The sequence below is a fragment of the Pseudomonas sp. DTU12.3 genome (genome assembly GCF_004124275.1).
GTDB lineage: Bacteria > Pseudomonadota > Gammaproteobacteria > Pseudomonadales > Pseudomonadaceae > Aquipseudomonas > Aquipseudomonas helmanticensis.
On the sequence record NZ_CP027218.1, the window covers coordinates 5,465,001 to 5,488,707 of the forward strand.

The 23,707-nt window shown below is 59.6% G+C and carries 24 protein-coding genes (1 of these 24 running past the window's edge); 10 read left to right on the plus strand and 14 right to left on the minus strand.

The window, feature by feature from the left end:
* The 5 genes from msrP to C2E19_RS25055 all read right to left on the minus strand — a co-directional run.
* A protein-coding gene (msrP, locus tag C2E19_RS25035; protein ID WP_129395523.1) for a protein-methionine-sulfoxide reductase catalytic subunit MsrP crosses the window boundary here: on the minus strand, nt 1–261 show its 5' end (the start). It extends 753 nt beyond the left edge of the window; only the first 261 of its 1,014 coding nucleotides appear in the window; it begins with the start codon at nt 259–261; its stop codon lies beyond the left edge, outside the window.
* 63 nt (nt 262–324) lie between these two features.
* Complete coding sequence (pssA, locus tag C2E19_RS25040; protein WP_129395524.1) at nt 325–1,182, minus strand: CDP-diacylglycerol--serine O-phosphatidyltransferase; 858 nt, start codon at nt 1,180–1,182, stop codon at nt 325–327.
* Between the two features lie 147 nt (nt 1,183–1,329).
* Nucleotides 1,330–2,346 carry a ketol-acid reductoisomerase gene (gene ilvC / locus C2E19_RS25045; protein WP_007948647.1) on the minus strand — a complete coding sequence of 339 codons (1,017 nt, stop codon included), beginning with the start codon at nt 2,344–2,346 and terminating at the stop codon, nt 1,330–1,332.
* 48 nt (nt 2,347–2,394) lie between these two features.
* A complete protein-coding gene (gene ilvN, locus C2E19_RS25050) occupies nt 2,395–2,886 on the minus strand; it encodes an acetolactate synthase small subunit (RefSeq protein WP_003176102.1) in 492 nt (163 codons plus the stop codon).
* Between the two features lie 2 nt (nt 2,887–2,888).
* On the minus strand, nt 2,889–4,613 hold the full coding sequence (locus C2E19_RS25055) for an acetolactate synthase 3 large subunit (RefSeq protein ID WP_129395525.1): 1,725 nt from the start codon (nt 4,611–4,613) through the stop codon (nt 2,889–2,891).
* 399 nt (nt 4,614–5,012) lie between these two features.
* Here C2E19_RS25055 and C2E19_RS25060 point away from each other — a divergent pair, with 399 nt between their 5' ends.
* Nucleotides 5,013–5,429, plus strand: coding sequence for a DUF4124 domain-containing protein (locus C2E19_RS25060; protein ID WP_129395526.1), 417 nt, complete (start codon nt 5,013–5,015; stop codon nt 5,427–5,429).
* Between the two features lie 148 nt (nt 5,430–5,577).
* Here the strand turns inward: C2E19_RS25060 and C2E19_RS25065 are convergent, their stop codons facing one another.
* Genes C2E19_RS25065 through mrcB form a run of 3 tightly spaced genes read right to left on the minus strand, consistent with a single transcriptional unit; the run spans nt 5,578 to nt 9,003 of the window.
* Complete coding sequence (locus tag C2E19_RS25065) at nt 5,578–5,913, minus strand: YqcC family protein (RefSeq protein ID WP_123535502.1); 336 nt, start codon at nt 5,911–5,913, stop codon at nt 5,578–5,580.
* On the minus strand, nt 5,913–6,662 hold the full coding sequence (locus tag C2E19_RS25070; protein ID WP_129395527.1) for a hypothetical protein: 750 nt from the start codon (nt 6,660–6,662) through the stop codon (nt 5,913–5,915). The genes C2E19_RS25065 and C2E19_RS25070 overlap by 1 nt, the downstream gene beginning before the upstream one ends.
* A gap of 16 nt (nt 6,663–6,678) precedes the next feature.
* Nucleotides 6,679–9,003 carry a penicillin-binding protein 1B gene (gene mrcB / locus C2E19_RS25075; RefSeq protein ID WP_129395528.1) on the minus strand — a complete coding sequence of 775 codons (2,325 nt, stop codon included), beginning with the start codon at nt 9,001–9,003 and terminating at the stop codon, nt 6,679–6,681.
* Between the two features lie 117 nt (nt 9,004–9,120).
* Here mrcB and C2E19_RS25080 point away from each other — a divergent pair, with 117 nt between their 5' ends.
* The 4 genes from C2E19_RS25080 (at nt 9,121) to C2E19_RS25095 (ending at nt 12,476) form a co-directional block, all read left to right on the plus strand.
* On the plus strand, nt 9,121–10,677 hold the full coding sequence (locus C2E19_RS25080; RefSeq protein WP_129395529.1) for a bifunctional aminoglycoside phosphotransferase/ATP-binding protein: 1,557 nt from the start codon (nt 9,121–9,123) through the stop codon (nt 10,675–10,677).
* A gap of 90 nt (nt 10,678–10,767) precedes the next feature.
* The gene (locus C2E19_RS25085; protein ID WP_007909940.1) at nt 10,768–11,112 is read left to right on the plus strand and encodes a pentapeptide repeat-containing protein; all 345 of its coding nucleotides are present in this window, start codon (nt 10,768–10,770) and stop codon (nt 11,110–11,112) included.
* 280 nt (nt 11,113–11,392) lie between these two features.
* Complete coding sequence (locus C2E19_RS25090) at nt 11,393–11,665, plus strand: TfoX/Sxy family protein (protein WP_003228231.1); 273 nt, start codon at nt 11,393–11,395, stop codon at nt 11,663–11,665.
* A 16-nt stretch (nt 11,666–11,681) separates the two neighbouring features.
* A complete protein-coding gene (locus C2E19_RS25095; RefSeq protein ID WP_129395530.1) occupies nt 11,682–12,476 on the plus strand; it encodes a Crp/Fnr family transcriptional regulator in 795 nt (264 codons plus the stop codon).
* A gap of 233 nt (nt 12,477–12,709) precedes the next feature.
* Here the strand turns inward: C2E19_RS25095 and C2E19_RS25100 are convergent, their stop codons facing one another.
* The 4 genes from C2E19_RS25100 to C2E19_RS25115 are packed head-to-tail and all read right to left on the minus strand — an operon-like array spanning nt 12,710 to nt 16,256.
* The gene (locus C2E19_RS25100; RefSeq protein WP_129395531.1) at nt 12,710–13,561 is read right to left on the minus strand and encodes a ChaN family lipoprotein; all 852 of its coding nucleotides are present in this window, start codon (nt 13,559–13,561) and stop codon (nt 12,710–12,712) included.
* Between the two features lie 21 nt (nt 13,562–13,582).
* The gene (locus C2E19_RS25105) at nt 13,583–14,350 is read right to left on the minus strand and encodes a heme ABC transporter ATP-binding protein (RefSeq protein WP_129395532.1); all 768 of its coding nucleotides are present in this window, start codon (nt 14,348–14,350) and stop codon (nt 13,583–13,585) included.
* Nucleotides 14,350–15,333, minus strand: a complete 984-nt coding sequence (locus tag C2E19_RS25110; RefSeq protein ID WP_164979481.1) for an iron ABC transporter permease — start codon at nt 15,331–15,333, stop codon at nt 14,350–14,352. Before C2E19_RS25110 ends, C2E19_RS25105 begins: the two co-directional genes overlap by 1 nt.
* Nucleotides 15,334–15,383: 50 nt before the next feature.
* On the minus strand, nt 15,384–16,256 hold the full coding sequence (locus C2E19_RS25115; protein ID WP_129395534.1) for a hemin ABC transporter substrate-binding protein: 873 nt from the start codon (nt 16,254–16,256) through the stop codon (nt 15,384–15,386).
* A 166-nt stretch (nt 16,257–16,422) separates the two neighbouring features.
* Between C2E19_RS25115 and C2E19_RS25120 the strand changes: the two genes are divergently transcribed.
* A complete protein-coding gene (locus C2E19_RS25120; protein WP_129395535.1) occupies nt 16,423–16,740 on the plus strand; it encodes a Rieske (2Fe-2S) protein in 318 nt (105 codons plus the stop codon).
* Here the strand turns inward: C2E19_RS25120 and sfsA are convergent.
* Both sfsA and C2E19_RS25130 read right to left on the minus strand, forming a co-directional pair.
* Nucleotides 16,737–17,450 carry a DNA/RNA nuclease SfsA gene (gene sfsA, locus C2E19_RS25125; protein WP_129395536.1) on the minus strand — a complete coding sequence of 238 codons (714 nt, stop codon included), beginning with the start codon at nt 17,448–17,450 and terminating at the stop codon, nt 16,737–16,739. The two genes, C2E19_RS25120 and sfsA, sit on opposite strands and share 4 nt — an antisense overlap.
* Entirely contained in the window at nt 17,450–18,622 is a 1,173-nt protein-coding gene (locus C2E19_RS25130; protein ID WP_129395537.1) for a pyridoxal phosphate-dependent aminotransferase, read from the minus strand. Before C2E19_RS25130 ends, sfsA begins: the two co-directional genes overlap by 1 nt.
* 334 nt (nt 18,623–18,956) lie before the next feature.
* Here C2E19_RS25130 and dksA point away from each other — a divergent pair, with 334 nt between their 5' ends.
* From dksA to C2E19_RS25150, 4 genes are all read left to right on the plus strand, one after another.
* Nucleotides 18,957–19,400, plus strand: coding sequence for an RNA polymerase-binding protein DksA (gene dksA / locus C2E19_RS25135; RefSeq protein ID WP_008080850.1), 444 nt, complete (start codon nt 18,957–18,959; stop codon nt 19,398–19,400).
* 197 nt (nt 19,401–19,597) lie between these two features.
* On the plus strand, nt 19,598–20,494 hold the full coding sequence (gene gluQRS, locus C2E19_RS25140) for a tRNA glutamyl-Q(34) synthetase GluQRS (RefSeq protein WP_129395538.1): 897 nt from the start codon (nt 19,598–19,600) through the stop codon (nt 20,492–20,494).
* A gap of 77 nt (nt 20,495–20,571) precedes the next feature.
* The gene (locus C2E19_RS25145; protein WP_003176118.1) at nt 20,572–20,748 is read left to right on the plus strand and encodes a hypothetical protein; all 177 of its coding nucleotides are present in this window, start codon (nt 20,572–20,574) and stop codon (nt 20,746–20,748) included.
* Nucleotides 20,732–23,686: a sensor histidine kinase gene (locus tag C2E19_RS25150; protein WP_164979454.1), complete on the plus strand. Its 2,955-nt coding sequence runs from the start codon at nt 20,732–20,734 to the stop codon at nt 23,684–23,686. Before C2E19_RS25145 ends, C2E19_RS25150 begins: the two co-directional genes overlap by 17 nt.
* The last annotated feature ends 21 nt before the right edge of the window (nt 23,687–23,707 follow it).

A 23,707-nucleotide genomic window follows, 5' to 3' on the forward strand; every position in this document is an offset into this window, starting at 1 on the left:
ATAAGGCGTGATCGCCTCATCCTTGACATTGACCGCCCCCCACTGGGTAGACGACAGCTTCTCGTTAAACCAGGCAGGCGCTTTCCCGGGCTCGACATCGGCGTATCGAGCGGCATCCTCGGCACTGGCCCAGCGCGGCAGGCTACTGACGGCAATACCGGAAGCAGTAGCCCCCAACAATTGGCGGCGAGAGAGATAGATATTTTCAGGCGTGACATCCGACTCATGGCAGTCAGACGCTTTGGGGATTTTGATCAGCATGACAACTCCGCAGCTTTGGAGGACAGATGCACCCATAGACTGCGGAGTATGCGTGAAATTACATCACTCGGCTTTTTTGTGCCGACGAAGATGCAACAGGTACTGCACCGGACCGGAAGCTGCGTAGGCGAGGAACACCAACAGCAGAATGCGCGGTGGATCACTGAACACCACAGCAAACACCAGTACGACGGCGAGGATTGCCACGAACGGTACACGGCCCTTCAAGTCCAGCTCTTTGAAGCTGTTGTACTTGATGTTGCTGACCATCAGCATCCCGGCAGCCGCGACCATCAGTGCGACCAGAAACGACATCTTCGAACCCTGAATGCCGTAATCGCTGAACGCCCAGACAATACCCGCGACCACACCGGCAGCCGCCGGACTGGCCAGACCGATGAAGTAGCGTTTATCAGCCGTGCCCACCTGCGTGTTGAAGCGCGCCAGACGCAACGCCGCGCCCGCTACATAGATGAAGGCGACCATCCAGCCGACCTTGCCCATATCGCCCAATGCCCAACCGAACGCCAGCAACGCCGGCGCAACACCGAACGCGACCATGTCCGACAGCGAGTCGTACTCGGCGCCGAAGGCACTCTGCGTATTGGTCATGCGGGCCACACGACCGTCGAGGCCGTCGAGCACCATGGCGACGAAAATCGCGATCGCGGCAAACGCGAAATACTTGCTCCCGTTCGCCGAGTCGCCAGCACTCAGGGCAGCCTGGGCGCTCATCGAGTTGATGATGGAGTAAAACCCTGCGAACAGGTTCGCAGTGGTGAACAGATTCGGCAGCAGATAGATACCACGATGCCGGACTTTACGACCTTCTGCGTCGTGCCCTTCTTCGATGTGTTCATCGATGGGCAGCAGGCTTTCGGCGTCAGAAGCCTTGTTCGGCTCTTCGGGACGTTCGCTCATGGACATTACCTTGCAACGGTTTGGAGAAATTTCAACAGGTGCCTGAGGACGACAGTTCGGCCACAAACGCTGCAGCTTTATACCAGAACCACCGGCTCAAACGAAAAAACGCGGCCGAGGCCGCGTTTTCCCTACAAGAATGACGACTTAGTTTTTGGCTTTGTCGACGATCTTGTTGGCACCGATCCACGGCATCATGGAGCGCAGTTGCTCGCCGATGATTTCGATACCGTGAGCGGCGTTGTTACGACGCTTGGCGGTCATCGAAGGGTAGCCGGTTGCGCCTTCGCTGATGAACATTTTGGCGTATTCGCCGTCCTGAATACGTTTCAGGGCGTTGCGCATGGCCTGACGGGACTCGGCGTTGATCACTTCCGGGCCAGTCACGTACTCACCGTATTCGGCGTTGTTGGAGATCGAGTAGTTCATGTTGGCGATACCGCCTTCGTACATGAGGTCAACGATCAGCTTCAGTTCGTGCAGGCATTCGAAGTAGGCCATTTCCGGCGCGTAGCCAGCTTCAACCAGGGTTTCGAAACCGGCTTTAACCAGTTCAACGGTACCGCCGCACAGAACGGCTTGTTCGCCGAACAGGTCGGTTTCAGTCTCGTCCTTGAAGGTGGTTTCGATGATGCCGGTACGACCGCCACCAACGCCAGCAGCGTAGGACAGTGCAACGTTTTTGGCGTTGCCCGAGGCGTCCTGGTAGATCGCGATCAGGTCAGGGATACCGCCGCCCTTGACGAACTCGGAACGTACGGTGTGGCCCGGAGCTTTCGGCGCGATCATGATCACGTCGAGGTCGGCACGCGGAACAACCTGGTTGTAGTGGATCGCGAAGCCGTGGGAGAAGGCCAGGGTGGCGCCTTTCTTGATGTTCGGCTCGATTTCGTTCTTGTACAGAGCAGACTGGAACTCGTCCGGAGTCAGGATCATGACGAGGTCGGCAGCAGCAACGGCGGAAGCAACGTCAGTCACTTTCAGGCCGTGAGCTTCAGCTTTGGCAACGGTGGCCGAACCTTTACGCAGACCAACAGTAACGTCAACGCCGGAGTCTTTCAGGTTGCACGCTTGGGCGTGGCCCTGGGAACCGTAACCGATGATGGCAACTTTCTTGCCCTGGATGATCGACAGGTCGCAGTCTTTTTCGTAATAAACTTTCATGAAATTCCCCTATATATCCAGGCCGTTCAGGCCATTCACTAATTTGGTTTAGATGCTGAGTACTTTGTCGCCGCGGGCAATGCCGGTCACGCCGCTGCGGACGGTTTCCAGAATCGATGCGGTGCCGATGGACTGAATGAAGCTGTCGAGCTTGTCGCTGGTACCGGTCAATTGAACGGTATACACGCTGGCACTGACATCGACGATCTGTCCACGGTAAATATCGGTGGTGCGTTTGATCTCGGCGCGCTGGGCGCCAGTGGCCTTGACCTTGACCAGCATCAGTTCGCGCTCGATGTGAGCGCTTTCCGACAGGTCCACCAGCTTGACCACTTCGATCAGCTTGTTCAGGTTTTTGGTGATCTGCTCGATGACTTCATCGTGGCCAACGGTGGTCAGCGTCAGACGCGACAGGGTCGGGTCTTCGGTCGGGGCCACGGTCAGGCTCTCGATGTTGTAGTTGCGCTGCGAGAACAGGCCGACTACGCGAGACAAAGCGCCGGGTTCGTTTTCCAGAAGCAAGGAAATAATGTGCCGCATGATTAAGTACGCTCCGTCTTGCTCAGCCACATATCGCGCATCGAGCCGTCTTTGATCTGCATCGGATAGACGTGCTCGCTGGTGTCGACCGAAACGTCGATGATCACCAGGCGATCCTTCATGGCGAACGCTTCTGCCATCTTCGACTTCAGATCTTTCGATTCGGTGATGCGTACGCCGACGTGGCCGTAGGCTTCAGCCAGCTTGACGAAGTCAGGCAGCGATTCCATGTAGGAGTGCGAGTGACGGCTGCCGTAGCTCATGTCCTGCCACTGACGAACCATCCCCAGAACACCGTTGTTCAGGATGACGATTTTCACTGGCAAGCCATATTGCAGGCAGGTCGACAGTTCCTGGATGTTCATCTGGATACTGCCTTCGCCGGTAACGCAGGCAACATCGTCATCCGGGAAGCTCAACTTGATACCCATGGCCGCCGGGAAACCGAAGCCCATGGTGCCCAGACCGCCGGAGTTGATCCAGCGATTCGGCTTGTTGAACGTGTAGTACTGCGCAGCGAACATCTGATGCTGGCCCACGTCGGAAGTGATGTAGGCATCGCCCTTGGTCACTTCGCAGAGGGTTTCGATCACGGTCTGCGGCTTGATCACGCTGCCGTCGCCCTTTTCGTAAGGGAACAGGCCGCGATCACCACGCCATTCATCAACCTGCTTCCACCAACTGGCCACGGACTCCTTGTTCGGGGTCTCGCCGATTTCCTTGAGGATCGCGACCATTTCGGTCAGGACGCTCTCGACCGGACCAACGATAGGCACGTCGGCCTTGATGGTCTTGGAAATCGAAGCCGGATCGATGTCGATGTGAATGATCTTGGCGTTCGGGCAGAACTTCGCCGGGCCATTGATCACGCGATCGTCGAAACGCGCGCCGACCGCCAGGATCACGTCAGCGTGGTGCATCGCCAGGTTGGCGGTGTAGCTGCCGTGCATGCCGAGCATGCCGATGAACTGACGATCAGTACCAGGGAAACCGCCGAGGCCCATCAAGGTGTTGGTCACTGGCAAGTTGAGCATTTTCGCCAGTTCGGTCAGCGGTGCGGAACCGTTGCCGAGAATCACGCCGCCACCGGAGTACATGACCGGGCGCTTGGCCGCCAGGAGCATTTCTGCCGCCTTGCGAATTTGCCCGGAGTGACCGCGAACGGCCGGGCTGTAGGAACGCAGCTTGGCTTTCTTCGGGAAGATGTATTCGAACTTCTCGGCCGGGTTGGTCATGTCTTTCGGGATATCGACCACGACCGGGCCCGGACGACCGGATTGCGCCAGGTAGAAGGCCTTCTTCATGACTTCCGGGATTTCCGAAGCGTGTTTGATCATGAAGCTGTGCTTCACGATCGGCCGGGAAATACCGATCATGTCGGTTTCCTGGAACGCGTCGGTGCCGACCATGGTGCTTGGCACCTGACCGGAAATGATCACCATTGGAATCGAGTCCATATAGGCCGTGGCGATACCGGTGATGGCGTTTGTGGCGCCTGGACCGGACGTCACCAATACCACGCCGGCTTTACCGGTGGCACGGGCATAGCCGTCAGCCATATGGGTTGCCGCTTGTTCGTGACGAACCAGGATGTGATTCACTTCCGGTTCTTTGAACAGGGCATCGTAAACATGCAGGAGAGCACCACCCGGGTACCCGTAGATATATTTGACGCCTTCGTCACGCAAAAAGCGGACGAGCATCTCACCGCCAGATAAAAGCTCCACGTTGTTCACCTCTAAAACGCCAGAATACCGTCCACAAAAAAGGGGCGGGTCTTAATAGGTTTACTTCTCGGCAGAGCATGAGCGACGGTGGTCGCCGACTACGTCAGCACTGACTGAGCAAGTATTGGGATCGTCCCAAGTGTTGCGGGCCTTTCCCACCCAGCGCGAGGTAACGCGTTGCGGGTGTAACAGGTCGGCGCGGATGTGCGCCTCATGATCTACCGAGTGGGTCTGCTTCTGGCAGTCCCTCTACAGCGGACTTTGGATTCTTCTGTTTCGCCCTCTCCAAGTCAAGTCGTCTGTGTGGTTAATTGTGGGTAAGCACATGAGAACGCAAGAAAAAACCTGAAAACCGCTACTCTGTTAGTGTCAATTGCGCAATTTTGCCAAGGAATCAGCATGCGAACGCTCCTCCTCACTCTGCTGATCGGCCTCAGCCCATGGTGCATGGCCGCTCAAATCTACAAATGGGTCGATGCCCAAGGGGTCACGCACTTCGATGCGCAGCCACCAGCGGGCCAATCATCCACTACCGTGCAGACGCCCTCCTCGCCCCCGCCGATACCTGCGGCAATGCCGGGCAGCGGTGCGCTCGGTGATCAGAAGGCTATCGATGACAAGGTGAAGAAACAGGTGGCTGATCAACAGACGCAGCTCAAGCAGTTTTGCGAGCAGGCACGGACCAACCTTGCGCAATTGCAGAACAATCCGCGTTTGAGGGAGGAAGTAGAGGGACAGTTACGCCGGCTGGATGATGCGCAGCGTCAGGAGCGCATCGTCGAGGCGCAGAAACAGATCGCACAGAATTGCGAGTAGACACCAATGTAGGAGCTGCCGAAGGCTGCGATCTGTTGATCTTGCTTTAAAAACAGGATCAAAAGATCGCAGCCTGCGGCAGCTCCTACAGTTATCCGGTGCCCGCCGTAAAAAGGATTGAGGCGGTGCCAGCCCGCAAAGGATCGGTTTAGCGTGAGGCGGTGATCAGCAGGTCGAACTCTTTGAGCAGTACCTGAAGCTGACGATCCTTGCCCTGCAGGTTGCGCTGGGCAAAGACCATTTCAGCCATTTCCTGAATACCCGAAGCGTTCGGCAATGGCAGGTCCTGTTCGAGGATCATCTTCATCCGCGGCAGGAAAATCCATTGCAGCCACTGTTCGAAGTCCAGCGTATCGACCGAAAACGGCTCAACACTGCTCAGCGCCTCGACCGACGGCGAAACCTCATCCCACCAGCCCTGCGTGCGCAGTTCACGCTCGATCAGCAACAGCTGATCGGCGATTTTCGGGAAACGGGCATCCATCACAGCGAAACCTTGGCCTTCTGACGCGCCTGAGCGGCGCCGGCGGAATCACCTTGTTTCTCACGGGACTGAGCGATGATTTCCCACAAGTTGGCCTGCAAGTCCGGACGACCGTTTGCCATGGTCAATGCACGACGGGCGAACTGCTCAGCTTGCGGCGCATCGCCCTGGGCCATGCGCACTTGCGCCAGGCGATAAAGGACTTGCGGCTCACGCGGAGCGACCCGTTGCGCACGCTCCAGGCTGGAGGACGCACCATTGAGGTCGCCGCCGGCCTGTTGCTGCTGAGCAGTGGTCAGCAAGGCGAGCACCGGACCATCCAGTTGCTCGTCGGCCGACAAGCCACCGCCGCTGCTGGCCGATGGAATCCCGCTCGGCGTCGAAGGCATGCTGTAGCTTCCGGAATTGACCGGAGCCGACTCTACCGGCGAAGGCGTGTACGGCCCCGACGTGATCCCACCGGACGCCGGACCCGGCACGATTGGCGAAGAGCTGATCGGCGTCGACACGGCGGCGCCACCACCCGGTACCATCACCACCACACCGGTATCGCCTTGCGGAATAGCCTGAGTCTGGCTCTGCACAGGACGTTTCACGGTCGTTTGACGGAAACCGCCATTGGCCGAAATACGTTCGCTGTTGGACACGGCAGTACCGGAGTCAACCACCGGAATCGAACCATGCTGTACGGTAGAGCAGCCGCTGAGCAAAGCCACGGCGGTCACCGCTGGAATCAACCACTTGTTCACTTGAAACCCTCTTTGCTTAATTCATCCAGCCCTTGACCCAATCCATCACCGATTCGCCGGAGGCAGGTGTTTCACCTGCACACGAGGCGCCGGGTGGCGGTTCGCTGCCGCGAATATACGGCATCTGCACCGCTCCGGGGCAGTTGGCATCGGAGCCCTGCCCGGTACGCGAATCGACCCACGCCTGTACGACGTTATCCGGCTGCGGCATGTCCAGCGGCAGCGGATCGGCCTTGCGCATGAAACTGGTCCAGACCTGCAGCGCACCGGTCGCACCGGTGAACGGCGTCTTGCCGTTGTCGTCGCGCCCCAGCCACACCACTGCCAGCAGATCCTGGCTGAAACCGGCAAACCAGCTGTCGCGGGAATCGTTACTGGTACCGGTCTTGCCGGCCAGCGTCAGAGTCTTGGGCAACACGTTGTAAACCGAGCTGCCGGTACCTTCACGCATCACGCGCTGCATGGCGTTCTGGATCAGGTAGATAGACGCAGGGTCGAAGCGCTGTTCAATCTGGAACGGATAACGCTTGAGCGGCTCACCCTCGGCGGTCAGCACGCTGCGAATTCCGCGCATCGGCGTATTGAAACCGCCGTTGGCCAGCGTCTGGTACATGGTCGCGACTTCGATAGGAGTCATGCCGCCCGCACCGAGCAACATCGACGGGAACGCCGGAAACTCACGCGTCACGCCCAGCCGACTCAAGGTCTTGAGCACGTTCGGCACGCCGACTTCCAGGCCCAGACGCGAGGTCGACAGGTTGTAGGAATGCGCCAGCCCCTGATAAAGGAACACAGTGCCGTGGGAGCGACGGTCATAGTTCTGCGGTTTCCACACCTGGCCGTTCGCGCCTTTGACCGATAACGGATCATCGGACAGCCAACTGGTTAGCGTGTACTGACTCGGTTTTTCCAGCGCCGTCAGATAAACCGCGGGCTTGATCAACGAGCCGACCGGCCGCACGGCATCCAGTGCCCGGTTGAACCCGGCGTAACTGGCCTGACGGCTGCCGATCATCGCCTGCACTTCGCCGGTTTCCGGATTGGTCACGACCATTGCCGCTTCGACGTCATCGGAACCCTTGCGCCCCGACAGACGCTTGAAGGTGTCGTTGACCGACGCCTCGGCTTTCATCTGCAGGATCGGATCGAAACTGGTGAAGATGCGCAGGCCTTCTTCGGTCAAGTCTTCGTCGCGGTAATCTTCGCGCAGCTGACGTTTGACCAGATCGATAAAGCCCGGGAACGAGCTGTCGGCCAGTTTGCCGCGAGTGGTCACGCCCAGCGGCATGTTCTTCGCAGCGGCCACTTGCTCGGCAGTCGCAACGCCTTGTTGCTCAAGCACGTCGAGCACCAGGTTACGACGCTCCAGTGCACGCTCGGGGTTGCGACGCGGATTGTAATAGGACGGGCCTTTGACCATGCCGACCAACAGCGCAACTTGATGCAACTTCAGTTCGGACAACGGCTGACCGAAGAAGAACTGGCTGGCCAAGCCGAAACCGTGCACCGCGCGCTGGCCGTCCTGACCGACAAAGACTTCATTGAGGTACGCCTCAAGGATTTCCTTCTTGTCGTAATGCAGCTCCAGCAACAGCGCCATCATCGCTTCAGTGAGCTTGCGGGTCAGACTGCGTTCGCTGGTCAGGTAGAAGTTTTTCACCAACTGCTGGGTCAGCGTACTGCCGCCCTGAGTCATCTTGCCGCCAGAAGTGTTGACCCAAACAGCGCGGGCAATCGATTTCGGCGACACCCCCCAATGGCTGTAGAAATCGCGATCTTCCACAGCGACCAGAGTTTCGAGCAGGTACGGCGGCACCTGGTCGATCTTGATCAGGATTCTGTCTTCTAGGTTCTTCGGATAAATCCCGCCGATCATTAGCGGCTCGAGACGGACCACGGACAATTTCGAACCGTTGGTCGCCGACAGTTCAGCCACGTAATCGCCGGAGAAACGCACGCGCACCGGTTGCGGTTTCTCCAGACCTTCATAGAACTGGAAGCCACGGGTGTTCAAGTCGACGGTATTGCCGCTGACCGCCGCAGCGCCGGGGCCGTTGCTCACCGCTTCGCGGCGATAGCCAAGGGCATCGAGTTCGGTGAGGAAATCTTCCTTGCTGAGCTTTTGTCCGACGAACAGCTCGAGCGGGCGCGCGTAGACCTTGGCCGGGATGGTCCAGCGCTTGCCGGAGAACTTCTCCTGCACCACGGCATCGAGGTAAACGGCGAAGCCGGCCAGCACCACAAGGCCGACCAGACTGAGTTTAATGGCCCAGCTCAACCACGGGCTCAGGCCCCTGGAAGGTGGTTTTTTCTTGGTACGGGGAGATCGGGTTCGAGTCATGGCGGCGGATTATACGCACTTTATTCATACTCAACAGGAGCGCTCCGAGGTTTGCGTAAGGCTGGCGAGCGGCCATAATGGCCGCCTCGAATTTCCCCCGTCTCTGAAGGATCGCCCGTGAGCCAATCACTGATCGCTGCCCTGCAAAACCCGGCCCTCTATCCGCACCCTGTCGAAGGGTTCCAGGTCATCGAAACCCATATTTCCTGGGTGATCCTCACCGGCCCCTTTGCCTATAAAGTGAAGAAGCCAGTGAATTTCGGCTTCCTCGACTTCACCGGTCTCGACGCGCGCGCACATTTTTGCGCTGAAGAGCTGCGCCTGAACCAACGCCTGACCGACGATTTGTATCTGGAAGTGTTGCCCGTCACCGGCAGCGTCGAGGCACCGCAACTGAACGGCGACGGCCCGGCCATCGAATACGTGCTGAAAATGCGCCAGTTCCCACAGACCGGGATGCTCAGCACCCTGCAAGCGAATGGCGAGCTGACCACCCAGCACATCGACGAAATGGCCGAACAGATCGCCCGCTTCCACCTCAGCGCACCAAAAGTCCCGGCTGAACACGACGCTGGCACCCCGGACAGCGTGATGGCACCGGTTTCGCAAAACTTCGAGCAGATTCTGCCGTTCCTCAGCGACAAGAACGATCTGCTGCAACTCGACGCACTGAAGGCCTGGGCCGAAAGCAGCTTCGATCGTCTAAAACCACTGTTCGCTCAACGCAAGACCGAAGGCTTTACCCGTGAGTGCCACGGCGACATCCACTTGGGCAACGCCACCGTCATTGACGGCAAAGTGGTGATCTTCGACTGCATCGAATTCAACGAACCGTTTCGCTTCACTGACGTCTGGGCCGACACCGGTTTCCTCGCGATGGACCTCGAAGACCGTGGCCTGAAATCCCTCGCGCGTCGTTTGATCAGCCAGTACCTGGAGCTGACCGGCGACTATCAAGGCCTGGAAGTGCTGAACTTCTATAAAGCCTACCGCGCACTGGTTCGCGCCAAGGTTGCGCTGTTCAGCATGCCGGCAGACGCGACCCCGGTGCAGCGCGCTACCACCCTGCGCCAGTACCGCAACTACGCCAACCTGGCGGAAAGCTACAGCACCATTCCTTCGCGCTTCATGGCTATCACCCACGGTGTTTCCGCTGTCGGCAAGAGCCGCGTGGCCATGCGCCTGGTCGAAGCGCTGGGCGCGATTCGCCTGCGTTCCGACGTTGAACGCAAGCGCCTGTTCGGCGAGCAGACCGTTGCCAACGATGTGCAGGCCGGCATTTATAGCGCTGATGCCAGCGTTGCGACCTACGCCCGCCTGCACGAAATCGCTGAAGTGATCCTGCACGCCGGTTTCCCGGTGGTGATCGATGCGACTTATCTCAAACGCGAGCAGCGTGACAGTGCAGCGAAAATCGCTGAAGCCACCGGCACGCCTTTCCTGATTCTTGACTGCAATGCGCCGCAAGCGGTGATCGAGAGCTGGCTGGCGATTCGTCAGGCCGATAAACAGGATCCGTCCGACGCCACCCTGGCCGTGATCGAAGCACAACAGGCCAATCGCGAAGCGCTGACGCCGGAAGAAATTCTGCGCAGCAAACGCGTGCAGACCAATGAATCCGGCACGCTGGACACCGTGGTCGCGCAGATCCGTCAGCGCCTGCCAGGTCTGTAAGAAACTATTTCGGCCGTGAAGCCCTCGCTTGCTTCACGGCCGTCAAATAGTGGCACTATACTGGCGTCATAAAACCAACGGTGATATGACATGAGCCAGCCGAAACTTCTCGACACCCCGCTATATGCCTTGCTGCACAAAGACGACATCACAGGTTTCAACAAAGAGCGCCCACAGGATGGCCCGATCGACATGGTCGGCGGCGATTTTCGTGGTCTCGATCTGCGTGAACTGAACGCCGATGGCGTGGATTTCCGGGACGCGTACTTCCGATCTGCCGATCTGCGTGGCATCGATTTCCGCAATGCATCGCTGGAAGGTGCAAGCCTCGCGCACGCACAGATTTCCGGTGCGTACTTCCCGCCGGAGCTGAGTGCCGACGAGATTCTGATGTCGATGAATTTCGGTACGCGCCTGCGTTATCGCACTCGCTGATACTTTCAACTCTCTCTGACACGACACCTTTCCCCTGTGGGAGCGGGCTTGCTCGCGAAGGCGTAGTGTCAGTCGACACCTCTGGCGGCTGATCGGACGCCTTCGCGAGCAAGCCCGCTCCCACATTTGTTTCCGCATTTCCTCCCTCCTTTTTGCGTTCGCAGCCCCTTTCTTAGAAGCGTTTGCGTTGAATCCGACCAAACAACCACGCTTTTCCTACTGATGGCTACACTCCTGAGAAGCTCGCCCACGCACCATTCGGCCGTCGCAAGGAGGCTTGATGAATGATGAACTGCAACACCTGAAGAATCTTGGCAAGACGTCGGCGCAATGGCTGCATGCCGTGGGCATCCACAGCGCCTCGGACTTGCGTCGCCTGGGCGCGGTGGACGCCTACCGGGCCGTGCGTACCCGAGGGTTTCGCGCATCGAAGGTGTTGCTTTATGCGATTGAGGGCGCGTTGATGGATGTGCACTGGAACGACATCCCCGCCGAACGCAAGGACGCCCTGAACAAACAGCTCGAAGCCATTTCCTCGCGACACAAGAACTGAACGGGCGCTGACCGCCATGTATTTACTGGGGGAACAATCGGCGCACGCCGACGCACTGATCAATCGTTTGCAGAGTTTGCCTGGGCAATGGCTCGAAGGCCTGGCGCCGTGCGGGCCGACTGTCGAACTGCAGGCAACGGATGATCTGCTCGCGCAGTTGCCAGACGACCAATTGTTTCTGCTCAGCGAAGGCGTGATCAACGGCTGCATCGGCGCGCGGCCACTGTTTTATTGGCAGGAAGGTGATTTGATCGGCCTCCAGCAGGGTGATGATTGGGGTGACTGCCGCTTGTGCAGTGACGGGCCATTGCGCTTGCAACCCTACCGGCGCAATCAGTTTTTCCAGCACCTGTTTGCTGATTCTTCCCGAGCGGATCAATTCCTTGAATACCTGCTGGGGCAAATGGCGATCCTCGCCCACGCCGTGGCGGAACTGAAGCCGCGAGAGTTTCGCAGCACCAACGGCTTCAAGCGGGTCGAGGCGGGAGAAGTACTGATCCGGCAGGGGGACGCCGCCGATCATGTGTTTGTGATCATCGACGGGCATGCCGAGGCATTTGTCGATGGGCAAAAGGTTGGCGATGTGCCCAAGGACGAGATTTTCGGCGCCATGGCGGTATTCACTGGCGAGCCGCGCAACGCCACGGTAATCACTCGCGAGCCGAGCACGGTGATGCTGATTCCCGGTGATCAATTTTTGAGCATGACTCGCTCCAATCCGAAGATCGCGCACAGCCTGATCGAAAGCATGGCGCGGCGTATCGGCCAGCTCAACAAACAGATCACTCAATTGACGACCGCCAAGGGCTAGCGCGCAGCCCTTTGTTTTCGGGGCGTTCCGGCCATTCCACAGACTAAATCAAATAAATCCAGAATCAGTGGTTGACTCGGTAATGAGAATCGCTATGATTATCACAACTGGTCGCGAGATCAGTCGATATTCTGAAAAGCCCTTGGTTCGGACTCTCAGATTATCTCCTCATCAGGCTAATCACGGTTATTTGACCCGGTTTTTTACCGGGTCTTTTTTTGCCTGTGGAAAAGTCATTTGCCGAATTGTTTGCGCATCTGCTTGCAGTAATCCTGCTTCGGCGTCGCGGGTGTGTACCAGACGTAATCGGCCATCGCCGCCGTCATCTCGCCGCCCTGCTCCGCCAGCATCAACACTGTGGGTGCCTGAGCAGCGCCCAAATCCAGCAAGTGCACCGGCACCCCGACATCCTTGCGCGCATGCCAAGCGCCGGCCAGCAACATGGCTGGCGTCGGCGCAGCCAACAAACGCTGTGCCATACGCCGATCGCGCTGTTGCTGAACGGCGAGCATTGCCGGCATTTGCGACTTGGGCAGCAGACCACAGTGGGAATCGCTGATTTGTTCCAGTAACGTCGTCTTCACCGAATCGGCGTTACTGCGCTCACCACTCAACCCAGGCGGCTTGCGGTAAACGGCGCGGATTTCGCCGTTATCCAGATTGGCCGCCAGCAGTGGAAAAGGTTGCGCAAGGGCAAAACGGACGATCGGCCCATAGAGGTTCCAGTCCCAACCGTCCTGCCAGGCCAATGCCGCAGGAAGATCAGTGGCGGGCGAGGCAGACTGGCGCAGGGCATCGACGTTGGGTTGCTGATCGGGCGTGAGCATTTCCAGCAACAGACTGCCCTGCGGTCGCCTTTCACCCAGCGACTGCAATAACCATAACTGCACGGCGTGATGATCGGCGTTGTCGTGCTGCTCGCCAATGATCAGCCGTTCAGGCGCAACGAGCCGGTCGATCAGTTCCTGCGCCGTCAGCAACTGACCACTGCGCAAATCGCGAATCTCGCCATTGGCGGGCGGCGGCGCAGCAACGTGCTGACACCCCGCAAGCACCACCAACGCCAACAGCCACAGCCCACGCATGCACTCACCTCGACGGGGAAATCAGCGGGCAATGATCAGCGGATGCCCACGCTCCGGGTGCGGCTGCACCAATACTTCAAGACCGAACACCGCTTTCAGCGAGTCCGGCCGCAAGACTTGCTCGGGGGTACCCAGCGCCACCGGACGCCCACCTTCAAGCAGCAACACCCGATCACAATAACGCGCCGCCAGATTCAAATCATGCAGGATCACCAGCACCGCTGCCCCGCGATCGGCAAACTCGCGCACGGCCTGCAAGGTTGTGTGCTGATGCAGCGGGTCGAGCATCGACGTCGGTTCATCCAGCAACAAGGTTTGACCGGCCTGACCCGGCCAGAGCTGTGCCAGCACCCGCGCCAGATGCACACGCTGGCGCTCTCCGCCGGACAACGCCAGATAACTGCGTCCGCTCAGATGCCCGGCATCCGCCGCAGTCAGTGCTGCGGAGACAATTTCATCATCGCGCACCCGGCCACTTTGATACGGCAAGCGGCCCATGCCGACGACTTCTTCAACGCGAAAGGCGAAGTCCAGGGTCGAGACCTGCGGTAATACCGCCAGACGTTGAGCGCGTTGTGTGCCCGTCCAGTGATTCAGCGCCTCACCGTCGAGCGAAACCTCGCCCTCACTCGCGCTCAGTTCACCGCACAGCGCCCCGAGCAACGTGCTTTTGCCGGCGCCGTTCGGCCCCAACACGCCCAGCACCTCGCCCGGCTCAAGTTGCAGGGTGACGCCACTGAGTACCGTTTTGCGCCCACGCTGGATCTGCAGATTGTGCGTACGCAACATCAGGCACGCCCTCGCAGCAGCAGATAAAGAAAGAACGGTGCACCGATAAATGCCGTGACAATACCGATCGGCAACTCCGCCGGCGCCAGCGCCAGACGCGCGACCAGATCGGCGAGCAGCAACAGGCTCGCCCCGGCCAGCACCGATGCCGGCAGCAACACCCGATGATCGGGACCGGCCAGCAATCGCACCAGATGCGGCACCACCAGGCCGACGAAGCCGATCATGCCCGCCGCTGCCACCGCCGCGCCGACACCCAGCGCGGTGCAGAACACCAATTCACGCTTGAGCCGCTCGACGTCGATGCCCAAGTGCCCGGCCTCCGATTCACCGAGCAGCAAAGCATTCAGTGCCTTGGCCCGACGCGGTAACCACAGCGCCACGCCAGCACTGATGATCAACAATGGCCACAACCGCGCGTAACTGGCGCCATTGAGGCTGCCCAGGTTCCAGAACGTCAGCGTGCGTAACGTCGCGTCATCCGCCAGATAAGTGAACAGCCCCACCGCTGAGCTGGCCAGCGCCGTCAGGGCAATGCCCGCCAGCAACATGGTCGCGACGTTGGTCTGGCCGTTGCGTCGACCGAGTCGATAGACCAGCGCCGTCACCCCGAGGCCGCCGAGAAACGCGCAGACCGACAACAGATAGGGCCCGAACCATTCCGGCAAACCACCAAAAAACGATCCGCCGACAATCGCAATCGCCGCGCCCAACGCCGCGCCGCTGGAAACACCGACCAACCCAGGATCCGCCAACGGGTTACGAAACAGGCCTTGCATCGCCACGCCAGACAACGCCAATACCCCGCCGACTGCCAACCCGAGCAAAGTACGCGGCAGACGAATCTGCCCGAGAATCAGCTCAGCCTGCTCCAGTCCGTCCGGCGCCAGTGGCACACCGAGCATGCGCAATCCCGCGCGCAACGTATCGAGCAACGGCAGACTGACCGGCCCCAACGCCAGTGACAGCCAGATCGCCAGCAAACACAGGAGCGTCAGGCCGATGAACAAGCCACGGGGTTTTACCAATGTGGTCATTGGCCGCTCTTGGCCGGATAGAAACCGTCAGACAGGGTTTTCAGCGCTGTCGGCAGACGCGGACCGAGGCCACCGACCAGCAGCGTCGGGTCCAGCTCCAGCACGCGCCCGGTCTTGGCGGCGCGGCTTGAATTGAGAATCGGGTTTTCCTTGAACAGCGCAGCTTTCGCCGCCTCACCGGTCAACGCACGGTCAGCGAATACCAGCACCTCAGGATCGAGGCTGGCGAGGGACTCCACGGAAAACGGCTTATAGCCGGTATGGGTGGCAAGGTTGTGTCCGCCGGCCTGTTGCAGCAGCCAGTCGGCGGCGGTGTCCTTGCCCGCGATCAATGGCTTGCCACCGGCATGACCGAGCAACAGCAACACGCCCGGCGCTTTCTGTTTGACCTGAGCTTGCGCGACACGCGACTTCTGCGCATCGAGTTGCTGTTGATAACTTTGCAGCAGTTGCGCAGCCTGTGGCTCGGCGCCCAGCAATTGGCCCAGATGAGTGACATTCTTCTCCAGCGTCGGCAGATCCGGCTGGGCCGAGAACAACTCGACCTGAACCTTCGCCGCTTTTACCTGCGCAAGCACTGGAGGCGGACCCATTTCTTCGGTGCCGATCAGGATGTCCGGGCGCAGACTGAGAATGCCCTCAGCGGAAAGGCTGCGCTGATAACCAATGCTCGGCAGTGCCTTCAATGACTGCGGATGCTGGCTGGTGGTATCGACGCCAACCAGTTTCGACTCGCCACCCAAGGCGCTGACCCACTCTGACAATGCGCCGCCGGCACTGACCCAGCGTTGCGGCAAATCAGCCGCTGCAGCCTGGTGGCTGAGCAAAAGTGCGACACACAGCACAGCAACGCGAGTACTCAGGCGCATACAAAGCTTCCTTGAACATGGTTTTTCCCGGGCATCGGGATGACAGGCCAAGTATCCTCGACATCTGCCAGCCGCCCTGCGGACGAAGGCCGCCATTTGATAATTGTTTGCATTTAAACGTCAAGCTCGGACATATCCAGACACGAGCCGACACTAGAGGATAGTCATGAAGTTTCTCTGCGCAGGCACCGATCTGGCCGAAGCGAAAAGCCGTGGTTTCGAGATCGACGGCAACAAGCTGTTCGCCGTGCGCCGCAGCGGCCAGGCCTATGTCTACCTCAACCGCTGTCCACACCGTGGGGTGGGACTGGAATGGCACCCCGACCAGTTTCTCGACCCGAGCAACAGCCTGATCCAGTGCGCCACCCACGGCGCACTGTTTCTCATCGAGGACGGCGAATGCGTTGCCGGACCTTGCGCCGGACAAGCCCTCACCGCTATCCCGTGCCGCGAAGACGCGCAAGGCCTGTGGATCAATGTTTAACCGTTGAGCACTACGTCGAGGCGCCGGTCGATGACCATCTCTTCATGGCTCAAGCGCACGCCGTACGCTAGCACCTCGACGCCACAAGCGACCGCCTCAAGCAGTGCCTCTGCGTAGGCCAAATCGATTTCCCTCGCAGGACGCACCGCTTCGATCCCGCTCAGATTGACGCAATACAACTGCACCGCGCGAATCCCGTCTCGCGCCAGATGCGCCAGCTCGCGCAAATGCTTGGCGCCGCGCTGGGTCACCGCATCGGGAAATGCCGCCACGGCCGTACCATCGAAGCCCAAGGTGACGCTTTTCACTTCGACATAAGCCGGGCCGCTCGGGTATTCGAGGCGGAAATCGATACGGCTTTTTTCCTGACCGTAAGCGACTTCACGCTTCAACGCGGTAAACCCGTTCAATTCGGTGATCACGCCAGCCTGCAAGGCCTCTTCGACCAAGCCGTTGGCGCGCCCGGTGTTCACACAAAACAGCCGCCCTTGCGGGGTTTCGCCGATTTCCCAAGTGCCGGGCAACTTGCGCTTGGGGTCATTGGAGCGACTGAACCAGACCTGCCCGCCCTCGACCTGACAGTTGAGCATCGAGCCAGTGTTTGGGCAGTGAATGGTCAGCAACTCGCCGCTAACGGTTTCGATATCTGCGAGAAAACGCTTGTAACGACGAATCAGTCGCGCTTCTTCAAGAGAAGGATAAAAGCGCATCAGCCTTGCCAGCTCTTCAAGCCACGCGCGATGCGCTCCACCGCTTCCTGTAAGCGAGGGAGGTTTTGCGTGTAGGCAAACCGCACATGATGGCTGGCCTGATAGCGACCGAAGTCGAGTCCCGGGGTAAACGCGACATGCTCGGTTTCGAGGAAATGCCGGCAGAACGCGAAGGCATCGCCGCCGAACTGGCTGATATCGGCGTAAAGGTAAAAGGCGCCTTCAGGTTCAACGGCGATGTTGAAACCGAGCTCGCGCAATGCCGGCAGCAGGAAGTCGCGACGACGTCCGAACTCGGCGCGGCGCTCTTCCAGAATGGCGATGGTGTCTGCTTCGAAGCAGGCCAGTGCCGCGTATTGCGCCATGCTCGGGGCACTGATGTAGAGGTTTTGCGCGAGCTTTTCCAGCTCGCTGACCGCAGCATCAGGCGCTACCAGCCAACCAAGACGCCAGCCGGTCATGCCAAAGTATTTTGAGAAACTGTTCAACACAAAAGCGCTGTCATCGACTTCCAGCACGCTGGCGGCATCGGTACCGTAAGTCAGGCCGTGATAGATCTCGTCCACCACCAAATGCCCGTGTCTGGCCTTGATGGCTGAGGATAACCCGGCCAGCTCATCGCGGGTCAGGATCGTCCCGGTCGGATTGGCCGGCGATGCGACCAGTGCGCCGACGCTGTCGTGATCCCAATGCCGCGCAACCAGATCCGGGGTCAGTTGATAACGCACGTCCGGCCCTACAGGGACAAGCTGCGCCGCGCCTTCGACCAGCCGCAGGAAGTGCCGGTTGCACGGGTAACCCGGATCCGCCAGCAGCCAGTGTTTGCCGGGATCGACCAGCAAAGCGCTGGCCAGCAGCAGCGCGCCGGAGCCGCCCGGGGTGATCAGAATCCGCCGTGGATCGATGTTCAGGCCATATCGCGATTGATAAAACCCGGCAATGGCTTCGCGCAGCTCGGGAATCCCGCGCGCTGCGGTGTAACGGGTCTTGCCCGCCGTCAGCGCCGCCTGCCCTGCACGAATGATCGGCTCGGCCGTGGTGAAGTCCGGTTCGCCGATTTCCAGGTGGATCACATCGTGGCCTTCAGCCTGCAATTCATTGGCCCGCGCCAGCAGCGCCATCACATGGAACGGTTCGATCGCACGACTGCGCGCACTGTAGGGCTGAGCCATTGGCTTTCCTTCGACGGGAAAAAAGAGACGATTCTACCCATCTGCCGGAACGAGCGAGAACCCGCAGCGGTCACAGCCTCAAGAACGCTGGACTGTAACGATACGAGCGTACGCTCCAGGATTGACTAAAATCAGTGATTGAACAGGTCTTCAACACCACCAGACACGGCTTGCCAAACATTTGCAAGCGCCACCCGCCGGGGCCTCGACATCCGGGAGTAGCGCAGGCCGAATTGATCTGGTAAGTTCGCCCGCTTGCAGCCGCAGGGCCGGCAGGTGTCGGTGATGGAGCAATCCTGCGCAATGGATTACAAGAGTAGAGGCGGTCCATTTCATGCCCACCCAAGCAAAGCAACAGCAGAATCAGACGATCAGCGGTTTCGAACCTTATGTTCCGGCGAAAGGTGAAGAGTACATGGGCGCCCCGATGCGCGCGCACTTCACCAAGGTCCTGAACAAGTGGAAACAGGAGTTGATGCAGGAAGTCGACCGCACCGTTGACCACATGAAGGACGAAGCAGCCAATTTCCCTGACCCGGCCGACCGTGCCAGCCAGGAAGAAGAGTTCGCCCTTGAGCTGCGCGCCCGCGACCGCGAGCGCAAGCTGATCAAGAAAATCGACAAGACCCTGCAACTGATCGAAGACGAAGAGTACGGTTGGTGTGATTCGTGCGGCGTCGAGATCGGTGTAAAGCGCCTCGAAGCACGCCCTACGGCCGACATGTGTGTCGACTGCAAGACCCTGGCGGAAATCAAGGAAAAGCAGGTCGGCAAGTAATCTCGACCTGAACGAAAAACGGAGCGTGCGAACGCTCCGTTTTTGTTTCTGCCTTTTGCCATTGGCTCTTGTGGGAGCGAGCCTGCTCGCGAAAGCGCTGTGTCATTCAACATTTGATCGTCTGACACCACGCTTTCGCGAGCAGGCTCGCTCCCACAGGTTGACCTGCGTATAGCCTGAAAAGTAGCTTCGTTTCCATGACTGCCAAGACATCCCCCGCCTACATCGGCCGCTTCGCCCCAACCCCCAGTGGCCATCTGCACTTCGGTTCGCTGGTTGCCGCCCTCGCCTCCTACCTCGATGCCCGTTCGGTCGGCGGTCGCTGGCTGGTGCGCATGGAAGATCTCGATCCGCCCCGTGAAGAACCCGGCGCGCAAGCCGCGATCCTCAAGGCGCTGGAGAGCTATGGCTTCGAATGGGATGGCGACATGGTGCGCCAGAGTGATCGGCACGACGCTTACGCCGATGTGCTCAATAGCCTGTTCAATCATGGCCTGGCCTACGCCTGCACCTGCTCGCGCAAACAACTCGAAGCGTACAACGGCATTTATCCTGGCCTTTGCCGCAATGCCGGCCACGAGCAGCAAGATGCAGCGGTCCGCCTGCGCGTGCCGGAACTGGAATACCACTTCATCGACCGTGTACAGGGCGAATACCGCCAACATCTGGGCCGCGACGTCGGCGATTTCGTCATCCGCCGGCGCGACGGCCTCTACGCCTATCAGTTGGCGGTGGTCCTCGACGATGCCTGGCAAGGCATCACCGACATCGTCCGTGGCGCCGACCTGCTCGACTCGACACCGCGCCAGCTCTACCTGCAAGAACTGCTCGGCATGCGCCAGCCGCGCTACCTGCACTTGCCGCTGATTACCCAGCCGGACGGCAACAAACTCGGCAAGTCCTACCGTTCGCCGCCGCTTGAAGCGGATCAAGCCACGCCGTTGTTATTGCGCGCTTTGCGCGCTCTGGGGCAAAACCCTGGCAACGAACTGGCCCACGCCTCACCTCAAGAGTTGCTCAACTGGGGCAGCGCGCACTGGGATGCCAGCAAGATCCCGCGCACACTGATCCTGCCCGAGGCGCAACTGCTATGACGACACTTGCAGTCGCGCGCCCATCCGTTACCATCGCCGCACGTTTTCGGGCACGCGCATAAAAAAGAGAGGCCGGGATGTACATCTATCGCTTGGTCCTGCTTTTAGTCGTGGGGATCTACCTGTTTTCCCCCGCCATCATGGATTGGTGGATCGACGCTACCGGCGCCTGGTATCGCCCCTATCTGCTTTGGCTGATCCTCATAGTCGTGACCTTCATCCTGCAGAGCCAAAAAGATGCCGATGAGCTTTAGCCTGACCCAGATGATCCTGATCAGCGCCGCGTACCTGGCGACGCTGTTCGGCGTTGCCTGGGTCAGCGAACGGGGCATGATCCCGCGCGCGATCATTCGCCACCCGCTGACCTACACCCTGTCGCTGGGGGTTTACGCCAGTGCGTGGGCGTTCTACGGCACGGTCGGCCTGGCGTATCAGTACGGCTACGGTTTTCTCTCCAGTTACCTCGGTGTGTCCGGCGCGTTTCTATTGGCGCCGGTGCTGCTCTATCCAATTCTGAAGATAACCCGCACCTATCAACTGTCGTCGCTGGCGGATCTGTTTGCCTTTCGTTTCCGCAGTACCTGGGCCGGCGCACTGACCACGATTTTCATGCTGATTGGCGTGTTGCCGTTGCTGGCCCTGCAGATTCAGGCGGTGGCCGACTCCATCGGCATCCTCACCGGCGAACCGGTGCAGAGCCGCGTAGCGCTGGCGTTCTGTGCGCTGATCATCCTGTTCACGATTTTCTTTGGCTCCCGCCACATTGCCACCCGTGAAAAACACGAAGGGTTGGTGTTCGCGATTGCTTTTGAATCGGTCATCAAACTGATCGCCCTCGGCGGCGTCGGTTTGTACGCGTTGTACGGCGTATTCGATGGTCCACAACAACTTGAAGTGTGGCTGCTGCAAAACCAGACCGCCCTCGCCGCGCTGCACACGCCATTGCAGGAAGGCCCGTGGCGCACGCTGTTGCTTGTGTTCTTCGCTTCGGCGATCGTGATGCCGCACATGTACCACATGACCTTTACCGAAAACCTCAACCCGCGCTCGCTGGTCAGCGCAAGTTGGGGTTTGCCGCTGTTCCTGCTGCTGATGAGCCTGGCAGTGCCACTGATTCTCTGGGCCGGCCTCAAGCTCGGCGCCACGACCAACCCGGAATATTTCACCCTTGGTATCGGTATTGCGGCCAATAGCAAACCGTTGGCCTTGCTCGCGTATGTCGGCGGTTTATCGGCGGCCAGCGGCTTGATTATCGTCACCACACTGGCGCTGTCGGGCATGGCGCTGAACCATCTGGTGCTGCCGCTTTATCAGCCGCCGGCCGAAGGCAACATCTACCGCTGGCTGAAGTGGACCCGCCGCGCGCTGATCGTCGCGATCATCATGGCCGGTTTCGGCTTCTACCTGATGCTCGGCGCCGAGCAGGATCTGGCCAACCTCGGCATCGTCGCATTTGTGGCGACCCTGCAATTCCTCCCTGGGGTATTGTCGGTGCTGTACTGGCCGACCGCCAACCGTCGCGGCTTTATCGCCGGTCTGCTGGCGGGGATTCTGGTCTGGGTGGTGACCATGTTGTTGCCGCTGGTCGGCAATCTGCAGGGGTTCTACATCCCGCTGCTGAACATGATTTACGTGCTCGACGACACCAGTTGGCACATGGCCGCGATCGCCTCGCTCGCCGCCAACGTGTTGATGTTCACGCTGATCTCGCTGTTCACCAATGCCAGCCCGGAAGAGGCCAGTGCCGCCGAAGCCTGCGCGGTAGATAACGTCCGCCGCCCGCAACGTCGCGAACTGCACGCCGCCTCGCCGCAGGAATTCGCCACACAGTTGGCGAAACCGTTGGGCGCCAAGGCTGCGCAGAAAGAAGTCGAGCAAGCGCTGCGCGACCTCTATCTGCCCTTCGACGAACGCCGCCCATATGCCCTGCGCCGTTTGCGCGACCGCATCGAAGCCAACCTCTCCGGCCTGATGGGCCCGAGCGTGGCGCAGGACATGGTCGAAACCTTCCTGCCGTACAAGGCTGGCGGTGAAAACTATGTGACCGAAGACATCCACTTCATCGAAAGCCGCCTCGAGGATTACCACTCGCGCCTTACAGGTCTGGCTGCCGAACTCGATGCGCTGCGCCGTTACCACCGCCAGACCTTGCAGGAACTGCCGATGGGTGTCTGCTCGCTGGCCAAGGATCAAGAGATCCTGATGTGGAACAAAGCCATGGAAGAGCTCACCGGGATCGCCGCGCAACGCGTGGTCGGTTCGCGCCTGAGCACCATTGGCGAGCCGTGGAAAGAATTGCTGCAAGGCTTCATCAACCTGCCGGACGAGCATTTGCACAAACAGCACTTGGCCCTCGACGGCCAGACGCGCTGGCTGAACCTGCACAAAGCGGCGATCGATGAGCCGTTGGCGCCGGGTAACAGCGGTCTGGTGTTACTGGTCGAAGACTTGACCGAAACGCAGATGCTCGAAGACAAACTGGTGCACTCCGAGCGTCTGGCCAGCATCGGTCGACTTGCGGCGGGTGTAGCTCATGAAATCGGCAACCCGGTCACCGGCATCGCCTGTCTGGCGCAAAACCTGCGCGAAGAGCGCGAAGAAGACGACGAGCTGACGGAAATCAGCGGCCAGATTCTCGAACAGACCAAACGCATATCGCGCATCGTTCAGTCGCTGATGAGTTTTGCCCACGCAGGCAGCCATCAGCACAGTGACGAGCCCGTCTGTCTGGCCGAAGTGGCCCAGGATGCCATCGGGCTGCTGGCGCTGAACCGGCGCAATTTCGAAGTGCAGTTCTACAACCTCTGCGATCCCGATCACTGGGTCGAAGGCGATCCGCAGCGACTCGCCCAGGTCTTGATCAATCTGCTCTCCAACGCCCGCGACGCCTCGCCGCCGCACAGTGCGGTACGGGTCAAGAGCGAAGCCGGCGAACACACGGTCGATCTGATCGTCGAGGACGAAGGCAGCGGCATTCCGAAGAACATCATGGACAGATTGTTCGAACCCTTCTTCACCACCAAGGATCCTGGCGAAGGCACCGGTCTGGGCCTTGCACTGGTCTATTCCATCGTTGAAGAGCATTATGGACAAATCACCATCGACAGCCCGGCTGATGTACAAAGCCAACGCGGCACCCGTATCCGGGTGACCTTACCGCGTCATGTCGAAGCGACGTCCGCTGTGAACTGAGACCGTCGAGAGTATCGAATC

What these genes read in the sequence shown, in the direction of transcription:
- pssA (WP_129395524.1), bottom strand. Translation starts at nt 1,182, where the DNA reads ATGAGCGAACGTCCCGAAGAGCCGAACAAGGCTTCTGACGCCGAAAGC.
- ilvC (WP_007948647.1), bottom strand. Translation starts at nt 2,346, where the DNA reads ATGAAAGTTTATTACGAAAAAGACTGCGACCTGTCGATCATCCAGGGC.
- ilvN (WP_003176102.1), bottom strand. Translation starts at nt 2,886, where the DNA reads ATGCGGCACATTATTTCCTTGCTTCTGGAAAACGAACCCGGCGCTTTG.
- C2E19_RS25060 (WP_129395526.1), top strand. Translation starts at nt 5,013, where the DNA reads ATGCGAACGCTCCTCCTCACTCTGCTGATCGGCCTCAGCCCATGGTGC.
- C2E19_RS25065 (WP_123535502.1), bottom strand. Translation starts at nt 5,913, where the DNA reads ATGGATGCCCGTTTCCCGAAAATCGCCGATCAGCTGTTGCTGATCGAG.
- mrcB (WP_129395528.1), bottom strand. Translation starts at nt 9,003, where the DNA reads ATGACTCGAACCCGATCTCCCCGTACCAAGAAAAAACCACCTTCCAGG.
- C2E19_RS25085 (WP_007909940.1), top strand. Translation starts at nt 10,768, where the DNA reads ATGAGCCAGCCGAAACTTCTCGACACCCCGCTATATGCCTTGCTGCAC.
- C2E19_RS25090 (WP_003228231.1), top strand. Translation starts at nt 11,393, where the DNA reads ATGAATGATGAACTGCAACACCTGAAGAATCTTGGCAAGACGTCGGCG.
- C2E19_RS25095 (WP_129395530.1), top strand. Translation starts at nt 11,682, where the DNA reads ATGTATTTACTGGGGGAACAATCGGCGCACGCCGACGCACTGATCAAT.
- C2E19_RS25100 (WP_129395531.1), bottom strand. Translation starts at nt 13,561, where the DNA reads ATGCGTGGGCTGTGGCTGTTGGCGTTGGTGGTGCTTGCGGGGTGTCAG.
- C2E19_RS25105 (WP_129395532.1), bottom strand. Translation starts at nt 14,350, where the DNA reads ATGTTGCGTACGCACAATCTGCAGATCCAGCGTGGGCGCAAAACGGTA.
- C2E19_RS25115 (WP_129395534.1), bottom strand. Translation starts at nt 16,256, where the DNA reads ATGCGCCTGAGTACTCGCGTTGCTGTGCTGTGTGTCGCACTTTTGCTC.
- C2E19_RS25120 (WP_129395535.1), top strand. Translation starts at nt 16,423, where the DNA reads ATGAAGTTTCTCTGCGCAGGCACCGATCTGGCCGAAGCGAAAAGCCGT.
- sfsA (WP_129395536.1), bottom strand. Translation starts at nt 17,450, where the DNA reads ATGCGCTTTTATCCTTCTCTTGAAGAAGCGCGACTGATTCGTCGTTAC.
- C2E19_RS25130 (WP_129395537.1), bottom strand. Translation starts at nt 18,622, where the DNA reads ATGGCTCAGCCCTACAGTGCGCGCAGTCGTGCGATCGAACCGTTCCAT.
- dksA (WP_008080850.1), top strand. Translation starts at nt 18,957, where the DNA reads ATGCCCACCCAAGCAAAGCAACAGCAGAATCAGACGATCAGCGGTTTC.
- gluQRS (WP_129395538.1), top strand. Translation starts at nt 19,598, where the DNA reads ATGACTGCCAAGACATCCCCCGCCTACATCGGCCGCTTCGCCCCAACC.
- C2E19_RS25145 (WP_003176118.1), top strand. Translation starts at nt 20,572, where the DNA reads ATGTACATCTATCGCTTGGTCCTGCTTTTAGTCGTGGGGATCTACCTG.
- C2E19_RS25150 (WP_164979454.1), top strand. Translation starts at nt 20,732, where the DNA reads ATGCCGATGAGCTTTAGCCTGACCCAGATGATCCTGATCAGCGCCGCG.